Source organism: Oceanisphaera sediminis, assembly GCF_039539745.1.
Classification (GTDB): domain Bacteria; phylum Pseudomonadota; class Gammaproteobacteria; order Enterobacterales; family Aeromonadaceae; genus Oceanimonas; species Oceanimonas sediminis.
The window spans coordinates 1-11496 of the sequence record NZ_BAABDS010000019.1 but is presented as its reverse complement, the minus strand read 5'-3'; the positions used below and the strand labels follow the sequence as shown (position 1 = coordinate 11496).

9 protein-coding genes and 2 rRNA genes are annotated in these 11496 nt (G+C 57.6%); 7 read left to right on the top strand and 4 right to left on the bottom strand.

Annotation, left to right across the window (positions count from 1 at the left end; translation table 11 throughout):
- The first annotated feature begins 485 nt into the window (after positions 1-485).
- The 4 genes from leuA to leuD are packed head-to-tail and all read left to right on the top strand — an operon-like array spanning position 486 to position 5161.
- A complete protein-coding gene (gene leuA, locus ABD827_RS06770) occupies positions 486-2051 on the top strand; it encodes a 2-isopropylmalate synthase (RefSeq protein WP_298719788.1) in 1566 nt (521 codons plus the stop codon).
- A gap of 2 nt (positions 2052-2053) precedes the next feature.
- Positions 2054-3154, top strand: coding sequence for a 3-isopropylmalate dehydrogenase (gene leuB, locus ABD827_RS06765; protein WP_298719790.1), 1101 nt, complete (start codon positions 2054-2056; stop codon positions 3152-3154).
- Entirely contained in the window at positions 3154-4551 is a 1398-nt protein-coding gene (gene leuC / locus ABD827_RS06760) for a 3-isopropylmalate dehydratase large subunit (protein ID WP_344963534.1), read from the top strand. Before leuB ends, leuC begins: the two co-directional genes overlap by 1 nt.
- A 10-nt stretch (positions 4552-4561) precedes the next feature.
- Complete coding sequence (gene leuD / locus ABD827_RS06755) at positions 4562-5161, top strand: 3-isopropylmalate dehydratase small subunit (RefSeq protein ID WP_298719794.1); 600 nt, start codon at positions 4562-4564, stop codon at positions 5159-5161.
- A 63-nt stretch (positions 5162-5224) separates the two neighbouring features.
- On the opposite strand, the gene ABD827_RS06750 is transcribed toward leuD, so the two are convergent.
- Positions 5225-5515 carry a PilZ domain-containing protein gene (locus tag ABD827_RS06750; protein WP_344963531.1) on the bottom strand — a complete coding sequence of 97 codons (291 nt, stop codon included), beginning with the start codon at positions 5513-5515 and terminating at the stop codon, positions 5225-5227.
- A 266-nt stretch (positions 5516-5781) separates the two neighbouring features.
- Between ABD827_RS06750 and thiB the strand changes: the two genes are divergently transcribed.
- From thiB to thiQ, 3 genes are read left to right on the top strand one after another with little or no spacing between them, the layout of a single operon-like run.
- On the top strand, positions 5782-6717 hold the full coding sequence (gene thiB, locus ABD827_RS06745; protein WP_344963581.1) for a thiamine ABC transporter substrate binding subunit: 936 nt from the start codon (positions 5782-5784) through the stop codon (positions 6715-6717).
- Positions 6717-8318, top strand: coding sequence for a thiamine/thiamine pyrophosphate ABC transporter permease (gene thiP, locus ABD827_RS06740; protein WP_344963579.1), 1602 nt, complete (start codon positions 6717-6719; stop codon positions 8316-8318). Before thiB ends, thiP begins: the two co-directional genes overlap by 1 nt.
- Entirely contained in the window at positions 8302-8997 is a 696-nt protein-coding gene (thiQ, locus tag ABD827_RS06735; RefSeq protein ID WP_344963529.1) for a thiamine ABC transporter ATP-binding protein, read from the top strand. The genes thiP and thiQ overlap by 17 nt, the downstream gene beginning before the upstream one ends.
- On the opposite strand, the gene ABD827_RS06730 is transcribed toward thiQ, so the two are convergent.
- From ABD827_RS06730 to ABD827_RS06720, 3 genes are all read right to left on the bottom strand, one after another.
- Complete coding sequence (locus ABD827_RS06730) at positions 8994-10373, bottom strand: PhoH family protein (protein WP_298719800.1); 1380 nt, start codon at positions 10371-10373, stop codon at positions 8994-8996. The genes thiQ and ABD827_RS06730 overlap by 4 nt on opposite strands.
- Before the next feature lie 644 nt (positions 10374-11017).
- Positions 11018-11132 (bottom strand): 5S ribosomal RNA (gene rrf / locus ABD827_RS06725).
- 86 nt (positions 11133-11218) lie between these two features.
- A 23S ribosomal RNA gene (locus tag ABD827_RS06720) occupies positions 11219-11496 on the bottom strand; the annotation flags it as partial.

Sequence of the window (11496 nt, the reverse complement as noted above, 5' to 3'; positions counted from 1 at the left end):
CCTCCGTTAATGCCATGTCACACCATTGCACTACCATGCACTATGTTGAGATGAACAGATGACATCATTATTACCCCTTTTTCTGCAAAAAATACCCACCGCCGACATGAGACATAAAAACCAATAATAATTAAAAAATAAGAACTAAAACCCAGGTCAAAAGCTAAATAACAACATAAAAAACCACATAACAAGATGATAACCTTATCAACCCCACAAGCTGTCTTTTGTTATCGGTGTCGCTAATATTGACACCATCATCGATTCCCGTTATTGGTATAGCGTTGTTAACGGATTCTTCTTCGGTGATGAGTGCTATGTTCAAACATATTCAGCTACTACTACTAACCTCAGAGGTGCTCAAGCGCACGGGTCGAGCGTAGCTGGAATTCATCATCCACATCTATTCATACTAAAACCCGTGCCATCCGCACGGGTTTTTTATATCTGTCGCGGGCGGCAAGGAACAACAGAGGGAAAGCGACATGTCGAACCAGGTCATTATATTCGATACCACCTTGAGAGATGGTGAGCAGGCGCTTTCCGCCAGCCTGACGGTCAAGGAAAAATTACAAATTGCCTATGCATTAGAACGCTTGGGCGTAGATGTGATGGAAGTCGGTTTCCCCATTTCATCACCCGGTGATTTCGAGTCGGTGCAGACCATCGCCCGCCACATCAAGAACAGCCGAGTCTGCGCCCTGTCGCGCGCACTCAAGGCCGATATCGACGCCGCCGGCGAAGCCTTGCGGGTCGCGGATCAGTTTCGCATCCACACCTTTATTTCCACCTCCGACATTCATGTGCAGAGCAAACTGCGCAAGGATTTCGACTCGGTGCTGGAGATGAGTGTCGGCGCGGTCAAGCATGCCCGTGGTTATACTGACGATGTAGAGTTCTCCTGCGAAGATGCGGGCCGTACCCCTATCGACAACCTGTGCCGCATGGTCGAAGCGGTGATCAAGGCCGGCGCCACCACCGTCAACATTCCCGATACCGTGGGTTACACGGTGCCGAGCGAATTCGGCAGCATCATAGAGGCGCTGTTCAACCGGGTGCCCAACATCCATCAGGCGGTCATCTCGGTGCATTGCCATGACGATCTGGGCATGTCGGTGGCCAACTCCATCGCCGCAGTACAACAAGGCGCTCGCCAGATCGAATGTACCATCAACGGCATCGGCGAACGGGCCGGCAACTGCTCGCTGGAAGAAGTGGCCATGGTCATGAAGACCCGGGGCGACTTGCTCGGGGTACATACCAATATCAAGCATCAGGAAATTTACCGTACCAGCCAGCTGGTGCGTAACCTGTGCAACATGCCGGTGCAGCCCAACAAGGCCATAGTGGGTGCCAACGCCTTCGCCCACTCGTCCGGTATTCATCAGGACGGTGTGCTGAAGAACAAGAATACCTACGAGATCATCACCCCCGAGAGCATCGGCCTGCCCAAGAATCAGCTCAACCTGACTTCCCGCTCCGGTCGCCACGTGATCAAGCATCGCATGGCCGAGATGGGTTACACCGAGCAGGACTACGATCTCGATACCCTCTACACCAGCTTTCTGGCACTGGCGGATCGCAAGGGTCAGGTATTCGACTACGACCTGGAGGCCCTGGTGTTCTTCAGCCAGATCCACGAAGAGCCGGAGCAGTTCAAGCTCAATTACCTGAGCGTACAGTCGGGCAGCAATGTGATGTCGACCGCCAGCGTGCGCATGAGCGTCGGCGGCGAAACCATCAACGAAGCCGCCGTGGGCAATGGTCCGGTCGATGCGGTTTACCAGTGCATCAACCGCGTTACCGGCTACGACATTCGTATCGACAAGTACGAAGTGAAGAGCAAGGGCGAAGGTAAAGATGCCCTCGGCCAGGTAGACATTGTCGCCGAATATAAAGAACGCAAGTTCCACGGTATGGGACTGGCCACCGACATCGTCGAATCTTCGGCCCAGGCGCTGATACATGTGATCAACAGCATCTACCGGGCCGAGCAGGTCGCGGAAAAGAAAGAAGAAATTCAGAAAAAAATTCGTATGGAGACAGTGTAAGTATGAGTGCAAGCTACAAGGTTGCCGTATTGCCCGGAGACGGCATCGGCCCAGAGGTGATGACCGAGGCGCTGAAGGTACTGGACAAGGTGCAGACTGAATTCGGTTTCAGCCTGGAACTGAGCCACCATGATGTGGGCGGTATCGCCATCGACAACCACGGCACTCCCCTGCCGGCAACCACCCTGGCCGGCTGTGAAGCCGCCGATGCGGTGCTGTTCGGCTCGGTGGGCGGCCCCAAGTGGGAAAATCTGCCCCCCAACGAGCAGCCGGAACGTGGCGCCCTGTTGCCCCTGCGCGGTCACTTCAAGCTGTTCTGCAACATGCGTCCGGCCCGTATCTATCAGGGTCTGGAAGGTTTCTCGCCGCTGCGCGCCGACATCAGCGCCCGCGGCTTCGACATCGTCTGCATGCGTGAGCTGACCGGCGGCATCTACTTCGGTCAGCCCAAGGGTCGCGAAGGCACCGGCGCCAACGAAAAGGCGTTCGACACCGAAGTCTATCACCGCTTCGAGATCGAACGTATCGCCCGCCTGGCGTTCGAAGCCGCCCGCGGCCGTCGCGGCATCGTCACCTCGGTCGACAAGGCCAACGTACTGCAGGCCTCCATCCTGTGGCGCGAAGTGGTCATCGACGTCGCCAGGGACTATCCGGATGTGACCCTGAACCACATCTATATCGACAACGCCACCATGCAGCTGATCAAGGATCCGTCCCAGTTCGACGTCATGCTGTGCTCCAACCTGTTTGGCGACATCATCTCCGACGAAATGGCGATGATCACCGGCTCCATGGGCCTGCTGCCCTCGGTCAGCCTCAACGACAAGGGATTTGGCCTGTACGAACCGGCCGGCGGCTCCGCCCCGGACATCGCCGGTCAGGGCATCGCCAATCCCATCGCCCAGATCCTGTCTGCCGCCCTGATGCTGCGTTACAGCTTCAAGCAGGAAGAGGCCGCTCAGGCCATCGAACGTGCCGTGAGTGAAACCCTGGCCGCCGGTTACTTCAGTGGCGACCTCTACAGTGCCGACGCCGCCCACCCGGTGCAAACCACCGCCCAGATGGGTGAGCAGATCACCGCCCGTATCCGGAGAGCAAACTAATGGCTACCACCCTCTATCAAAAAGTTTTCGACGCCCACCTGGTGCGCGATCAGGCCGGTGAAACGCCGTTGCTGTATATCGACCGCCATCTGGTACATGAAGTGACCTCGCCCCAGGCCTTCGACGGCCTGCGCGAAAAAGGCCGCAAGCTGCGTCGCCCGGATCGCACCTGGGCCACCATGGACCACAACGTGTCCACCCAGACCAACGACATCGCCGCCTCCGGTGAAATGGCCCGCATCCAGATGGAAACGCTGGCCAGCAACTGCGAAGAATTCGGCGTACCGCTCTATGATCTGCACCACAAGTACCAGGGCATAGTGCACGTGATCGGTCCCGAGCTGGGCCTGACCCTGCCCGGTACCACCATCGTCTGCGGTGACTCTCATACCGCGACCCACGGCGCCTTTGGCGCCCTGGCGTTCGGTATCGGCACCTCGGAGGTGGAGCACGTCATGGCCACCCAGACCCTGAAGCAGGGCCGGGCCAAAACCATGAAGATTCAGGTCAACGGCGAGCTCAAGCCGGGCATCAGCGCCAAAGACGTGGTGCTGGCCATTATCGGCAAGGTCGGCCACGCCGGCGGTACCGGTTATGTGGTGGAATTCTGTGGCAGCGCCATCGCGTCGCTGTCGATGGAAGCCCGCATGACCATCTGTAACATGGCCATCGAGCTGGGCGCCAAGGCCGGTCTGGTTGCCCCCGATCAGACCACCTTCGACTACCTCAAGGGCAAGCCGTTCGCACCAGAAGGCGCCGACTGGGAGCAGGCTGTCGCCTACTGGCAGACCCTGAAGTCCGATGACGACGCCGAATTTGACGCCGTTATCGAGCTGGACGGTGCCGACATCGCGCCGCAGGTCACCTGGGGTACCAACCCGGGCCAGGTGATGCCGGTGAACGGTATCATCCCGGTTCCGGCAGACATCAAAGACCTCACCGAGCGGCAGTCTGCGGTCAAGGCACTGCAATACATGGATATTCCGGCCGGTGGCAAGCTCACCGATGTCAATATCGACAAGGTATTCATCGGCTCCTGCACCAACAGCCGCATCGAAGACTTGCGCGCCGCCGCCGCCATCGCCGAGGGCCGCAAGGTGGCCTCCGGCGTACAGGCACTGGTGGTACCCGGCTCTCAACAGGTGAAGGCCCAGGCAGAAGCGGAAGGTCTGGACAAGATCTTCATCGAAGCCGGCTTCGAATGGCGCCTGCCGGGCTGCTCCATGTGCCTGGCCATGAACAACGACCGGCTGCAGCCGGGCGAGCGTTGTGCCGCCACCAGCAACCGCAACTTCGAAGGCCGCCAGGGCCGCGGTGGTCGCACTCATCTGGTGAGCCCGGCCATGGCCGCCGCCGCCGCCGTCTTCGGTCACTTTGTCGACATTCGGGAATTATAAGGGGTACAACATGAGCGGATTCAAGCAGTTAACCGGTATTGCCGCCCCTTTGGATGCGGCCAATGTAGATACCGATCAGATCATCCCGAAGCAGTTTTTGCAGAAGGTCACCCGGTCCGGCTTCGGCAAGCACCTGTTTCACGACTCGCGCTTTCTCGATGATGCCGGCGAGCAGCCCAACCCGGAGTTTGTGCTGAACCAGACTCCTTACGACCAGGCGGTGATCCTGCTGGCACGGGAAAACTTCGGTTGTGGCTCCAGCCGCGAGCACGCGCCCTGGGCATTGGCCGACTTCGGTCTGCAGGCAGTCATCGCCCCCAGCTTTGCCGACATCTTCTATGGCAACGCCATCAACAACGGCATGGTACCGGTGCGGCTGACCGAAGAGCAGGTCGATGCCCTGTTCCAGTACGCCAAGGCCAATAAAGGGGCCGAGATCACCGTCGATCTGGAAGCCCAGCAGGTACGTGCCGGCGAGCTCAACTTCCCGTTCGAAATCGACGAGTTCCGCCGCTACTGTCTGCTCAACGGCCTCGACAACATCGGCCTGACACTGCAACATCAGGATCAGATCGACGCCTATGAGGCCAAGCAGCCCAGCTGGCTGTAAGCGGTTTCAAGGTAATAGATGTCAACGCCGGCGCAAGCCGGCGTTATTGTTTGTACTCATGACTCAGTGCACGTCACTCAATACCAGCGCCACCATGTCGGTGCTCTCTCCGGCATCCACCCGGATCACGCTCGCGGTGGCAATCAGCGGCTCTACCCCCGAGTCGGCAGAAGGCAACACCAGCCGCCATTCCTGTCCCACCGCGCATTGACCGGTGGCCACTTCCATCAGTACACCTTCGGCACTGAGGTTACGGCAAATTCCCTCTACCCGTTGCCGGGTCGTGGCCAGAATAACCCTGGAGTCGAGCTGCATACGACTGAACACTCGCTGTTCTTCTTGAGCTGGCATCATGGTTCACCTTCCTTGTCAGACTGTGGCTTATAAGGCTGTGGTTTATCAGAGACGGTTTATAAGACACTGGTTTAGCAAAAAGAATAACCCTACAATAACGGCCATTCTTAAACGGGGTGCGGCCAACCGCTGAGATCATACTCGTGCATCGCCCCCGGCTCGTGCCGGCGCAGGAATTCAAGCTTTCGGCCTTATCCATCCACAAGGAGTGGCCTGTGAACAAGTTCCTTATTGCCCTTTCCCTGCTCGTGACAGCCGGCCAGGCAATGGCACAAATACCGACTCTGACCATCTATACCTATAGCTCATTTGCGTCCGACTGGGGACCCGGTCCGGCCATCAAACAAGCCTTTGAAGCCGAATGTGCCTGTCGGCTCGAGCTGGTGGCGCTGGATGACGGTGTCTCCATTCTGAATCGACTGCGGCTGGAAGGCCGTCATAACAAGGCCGATATCATACTGGGACTCGACAACAATCTGCTGCAGGCCGCCAAGGACACCGGGCTGCTGGCCGAACATGGCCAGTCGCTGGACGGTATCACGGTGCCCGGCGGCTGGAGCGACAGCACCTTTCTGCCCTACGATTACGGTTATTTCGCCTTTATCTACGACGCCGACAAGCTGAAGCAGCCGCCGCAGAGTTTTGCCGAACTGCTGGCTCGCCCCGAACTGACCCTGCTGTATCAGGATCCCCGCACCAGCACTCCCGGTCAGGGCCTGATGCTGTGGGTACAGAAGCTGTATGGTGACGAGGCCCCGGCCGTGTGGCAGAACCTGGCCAAGCGTACCGTATCGGTGACCAAAGGCTGGAGCGAGTCCTACGGCATGTTCCTCAAGGGTGAGGCGGATCTGGTGCTGTCCTACACCACCTCTCCGGCCTACCATATCGAGGCCGAGCAAAAGACCCGGTATCGGGCCGCCGGCTTTGAGGAAGGGCATTATCTGCAGGTAGAAGTCGCAGCCATGCTCAGCAACAGCCAACAGCCCGAACTGGCCAGGCAGTTTATGCAATTCATGGTCAGCCCCGCCTTTCAGCAAGAGATTCCCGCCGGTAACTGGATGTATCCGGTGATCGAGACGCCGTTACCCGCCAGCTTCGATACCCTGATCAGCCCCGAGCAGAGCCTCGTGTTTAGAGCCGAACAGGTGGCCACCCAACGCAGCGGCTGGCTTCGACAGTGGCTGAGTGCCGTCACTCGCTGATGCACCGCAAGTACTGGTGGCTGCCGGGCAGCTTGAGCCTGCTCGGTATTCTGCTGCTCACTGCCGGACCCATTGCCGCCCTGCTGCTGCAAAGCAGTCAGAACGGCCTGTCTCGCCTGCTGCACGACAGTTACCTGCACCATGTTGTCTGGTTCAGTTTCTATCAGGCGTTGTTGTCTACTCTGCTGAGCCTGCTGCTGGCTATTCCGCTGGCACAGGCTCTGTCCCGCCGCCAATTTCCGGGCCGGGGGCTCTTGTTGCGGTTGTTCGGGCTGTCACTGGTGCTGCCGGTCATCCTGGTGGTATTCGGCATCGTCACCGTGCATGGCCGTCAGGGCTGGGTGAACCAGTTGCTGCAGGCACTGGGGTTCGAGTCTGTGGGTTATCTGTACGGCCTTGCCGGCATACTGCTGGCTCACGTGTTTTTCAATATGCCGCTGGCGGCCCGTATTCTGCTGCAAGGCATAGAGAGCATACCGGCCAGTCAATGGCGAATCGCCAGCCAACTCGGTTTCAGCGGCTGGCAATTGTTCCGCTGGCTGGAATGGCCGGCGATCAGAAGTGCGCTACCGGCATTGGCCAGCATGATCTTCATGCTGTGTTTTACCAGTTTCGCCACCGTCATGGCCCTGGGCGGCGGCCCTAAATCCACCACGCTGGAAGTGGCCATTTATCAGGCGTTGCGCTTCGACTTCGATCTGCCACTGGCGGGCATGCTCGCCTTGTTGCAGCTGTTGTTCTGCAGCGGTTTTCTGCTGCTGCAATACGGGCTGACTCGCGTGCAGCCAGAGCAGAACAGCAGCAACGAGCTTGCGCTGCGGCCGGATAGACTGCGTATCGGTGTGCGCCTGTGGGATGCCCTGATCCTGACGCTGAGCCTGGGGCTGTTTCTGCCGCCCTTGCTGGCCATCATCGTCAGCGGCCTCAACCCTCGACTATGGCCCGCCCTGAATTCACTCCAGCTGTGGCAAGCCACTCTGACTTCGATGATCATTGCCGGCTGCGCGGCATTGCTGTCGGTACTGCTGACCCTGGGGCTACTCAGCAGCAGCCGCTATTTGCGTCTGCAGTTACATCGCAGGCTCGGTGCCGCCCTGATGGAAGCCTCCGGCTCCGTCATTCTGGTGCTGCCGGCGGTGGTGCTCTCGACCGGACTTTTTATTTTGCTGCGTAACGTGGCCGATGTTTTTACTCTGGGGCCGGTACTGGTGTTGCTGGTCAACGCCCTGATGGCGTTGCCTTATGGGCTGCGCGCCTTGCAGTTGCCGATGGAGCGGGTTGCCCGTCAGTATGGCCGGCTCTGTACCAGCCTCGATGTTCAGGGCATGGCGCGGCTCAGGCTGGTGGAATGGCCGCTGCTGCGCAAGCCCATCGCGCTGGCACTGGCGCTGGCGATGATGCTGTCGCTCGGCGATCTCAGTGCCATTGCCCTGTTCGGCAGCCAGTCACTGCAGACCCTGCCCTGGCTGCTGTATCAGCAATTGGGCAACTATCAGATGACGGATGCCGCCGCCACGGCGCTGATGCTGTTGCTGCTGAGTCTCGGCCTGTTTGGTTTGATAGAAGGTGTGCTGGGAGGCAAAGATGCTGCAACTGAATAATCTCTGCTCCCGCTATCCGGAGCAGGAGCTCTGTTTTACCCTCGCGGCCAATGCCGGTGAAGTCACCGCGCTTATCGGCCCCAGTGGGGCCGGAAAGTCTACCCTGCTGGCCATGGTGGGGGGCTTTACCAAAATTGATTCCGGGCAACTGCTGCATGATGACCAGGATCTGCTGCCACTGACTCCGGCCCGGCGGCCGATCACCACCCTGTTTCAGGATAATAACCTGTTCTGGCATATGACGGTGTATCAGAATATCGCCATCGGCCTGGCCCCCTCGTTGCGCCTCACGCCAGAACAACAGGCAAGGGTACAGCAGGTGGCCAGTCAGGTCGGCATAGAAGCCTTGCTGAACCGCAAACCTGCGAGCCTGTCCGGCGGTCAGCAACAAAGAGTGGGGCTGGCCCGTTGTCTGGCCCGTCGCCAGCCGGTGTTACTACTGGATGAACCCTTCTCTGCGCTGGATCCGGCCTTGCGCTTCGAGCTACTGGAACTGCTACGCAATCAGACCGATCGGCTGCAACTGACGGTATTGCTGGTCACCCACCACCCGGAGGAAGCCGCCAGGGTCGCCGACAACATCGCCTTTGTGCATGACGGCCGCATCCTGGAGCAAGGAAAAAGGGAGCTGTTGTCAGCTCCCCAAACCAAAGAGTTGAAGGCCTATCTCGGCCGCTAGAGATTTTCTTCCGCAAAGGAGGCGAGTCGGCTGCGAACCACGCCGTTGAGGTACACATTGGCACTGCCTTCAAAATCCTTGAAGCGTTCCACTATGTAGGTCAGCCCGGAGGTCACCGGGGTCAGGTAGTTGGAGTCTATCTGGGCCAGGTTGCCCGAGCACACCAGTTTGGTGCCTTCACCACAGCGGGTGATAATGGTCTTCAGCTGCGAGGCGGTCAGATTCTGGCATTCATCCAACAGCACGAAGGTATTCTGAATGCTGCGCCCGCGCATGAAGTTGACCGATTTGAACTGAATATTGGCCTTGCCCATGATGTAACTGAGCGAGCCGTCCATGCATTCATCCTGCTTGTGCAGTACTTCCAGCGTATCGGTGATGGCCGCCAGCCAGGGCGCCATTTTCTCTTCTTCGGTTCCCGGCAGAAAGCCGATGCTTTCGGCTATTTCCGGTGTGTTGCGCGTCACGATAACCTTGTCGTAAATCCCTTTTTCAATGATCATTTCCAGTGCCGACGCCATGGCCAGCAGGGTTTTACCGCTGCCTGCCGGACCGGTGAGGATCACCAGCTCGATATTGGGATCAAGCAGCGCATCCAGCGCCATGGCCTGATAGATGTTCTTGGGATGAATCCCCCAGGCCTTGCGCCCCATCATTCGCTCTCGGCCCAGGTCGACGAAACGGACCTTGCCATCGGCCTTGTTCAGTACACGACCGGCAAAGTCATCCGTGTCATCAACCAGGTACTGATTGATGTAGGCTCCCGGCAACAATTCGTCGGCGACGGTATGAATGACCTCCCGGCCATGAGTGGTGCTGTCGCACTCGCCCACTCTATCCCAGAAGCTGTTTTCCTGGTGATAAAAACCCTTGGATAACAAACGGATATCATCAACCAGCTGATCGGACCGGTAGTCCTCCACATATTGCAGACCCGCGCCCTTGGCCTTGAGCCGCATGTTGATGTCTTTGGTCACCAGCACCGCCATGCCTTCGGCGGTATGCTTTTGCAGATAGAGTGCGGTATTGATAATGCGGTTATCGGCTTCATCATCGGTAAATACCGCATAGCCTTCCGGCAAGTGTCGGTCGGTAATGATGGCGATGGTACCCGAAGCTTCAGCGCCCTGAAGACCCAAGGGGACTCCGGCCACAATCTGCTCGGGAGTGGCGTCGTGAAAAATTCCTTCCAGTGTGCGAATCGCGACCCGGGCATCCCGACTGACGTCTTTTTGCCGATCCTTGATGCGATCCAGCTCTTCAAGCACCGTCATGGGAATGACGACGTTATGTTCATTGAATGAATAAATGGAGAGAGGTTCGTGCAGCAGTACGTTGGTATCCAGAATAAAGCGTTTACGGTCATTGTCGTCCATAGACATGCTCCCTCGGGCTTGGCCCTTATCATGGTCATTGCCCAGTTAAAGCACAGTGCAATGACAGCTTTATTACAACCTAACGCTATGCCGTTTTTCGGCTTCAGGCAAGCAATCTTGTCTAATGGGTAAACATGAATGAGTACCAGCTCACTAAATTGGGAGCCGTAACAGATGAAGTGATACCAATCTGGAAAACTAACTGGTCTATTTAGCTGCCCTGTAAAGGTCGAACGAAGGGTCTACTCCACCGACACGCTAAACCGCATCCCTGCGACGCTCAGCACATGACGTCCTGTCATGTGATGGTCGCTGGAGTAGAACCCTTCATCCGCCCCTCTGCTGCGGAGTCGCCTGTCGGAGCGTCCTGCAGACAACTCGGTGCTTAAGGAGAGGCAACAGAGATCGGCTCCCACGACCGTGAAATGCCAAGGATGGCATTTCCCGAGCCCCCATGGATGGGTTTATGGCGTGTCGTGGGAGCTGACTCTGTTGCCTCGAGTATCCAGCTTTGAAATAGATCATATTCTTACTTAGATTGGTATGACAGATCAGAAGGAAGGGGGAGGAGCGAAGGCCAAAGCCCTCAAAGCACGAAAACGAAAAAAGCCCGACTCTTTCGAATCGGGCTTTTTGTATTGGGTGCCTGGCAGTGACCTACTTTCACATGGCAGCTGCCACACTATCATCGGCGCGGCTGCGTTTCACTTCTGAGTTCGGCATGGGATCAGGTGGGACCACAACGCTATCGCCGCCAGGCATAAACTTTAATCTGAAAAGCTGACGTTATTCGAAATAATCTGTAGTTGCCTTGACCGCAAGGTCTCACACTTCTTGGGTGTTGTATGGTTAAGCCGCACGGGTCATTAGTACAGGTTAGCTCAACACATCGCTGCGCTTACACACCCTGCCTATCAACGTTGTGGTCTCCAACGGCCCTTTAGAGAGCGTAAAGCTCTAGGGATGACTCATCTCGAGGCTCGCTTCCCGCTTAGATGCTTTCAGCGGTTATCGATTCCGAACGTAGCTACCGGGCAATGCATCTGGCGATACAACCCGAACACCAGAGGTTCGTCCACTCCGGTCCTCTCGTACTAGGAGCAGCCCCTCTCAATCATCCAAC

What these genes read in the sequence shown, in the direction of transcription:
- leuA (WP_298719788.1), top strand. Translation starts at nt 486, where the DNA reads ATGTCGAACCAGGTCATTATATTCGATACCACCTTGAGAGATGGTGAG.
- leuB (WP_298719790.1), top strand. Translation starts at nt 2,054, where the DNA reads ATGAGTGCAAGCTACAAGGTTGCCGTATTGCCCGGAGACGGCATCGGC.
- leuC (WP_344963534.1), top strand. Translation starts at nt 3,154, where the DNA reads ATGGCTACCACCCTCTATCAAAAAGTTTTCGACGCCCACCTGGTGCGC.
- leuD (WP_298719794.1), top strand. Translation starts at nt 4,562, where the DNA reads ATGAGCGGATTCAAGCAGTTAACCGGTATTGCCGCCCCTTTGGATGCG.
- ABD827_RS06750 (WP_344963531.1), bottom strand. Translation starts at nt 5,515, where the DNA reads ATGATGCCAGCTCAAGAAGAACAGCGAGTGTTCAGTCGTATGCAGCTC.
- thiB (WP_344963581.1), top strand. Translation starts at nt 5,782, where the DNA reads ATGGCACAAATACCGACTCTGACCATCTATACCTATAGCTCATTTGCG.
- thiP (WP_344963579.1), top strand. Translation starts at nt 6,717, where the DNA reads ATGCACCGCAAGTACTGGTGGCTGCCGGGCAGCTTGAGCCTGCTCGGT.
- thiQ (WP_344963529.1), top strand. Translation starts at nt 8,302, where the DNA reads ATGCTGCAACTGAATAATCTCTGCTCCCGCTATCCGGAGCAGGAGCTC.
- ABD827_RS06730 (WP_298719800.1), bottom strand. Translation starts at nt 10,373, where the DNA reads ATGGACGACAATGACCGTAAACGCTTTATTCTGGATACCAACGTACTG.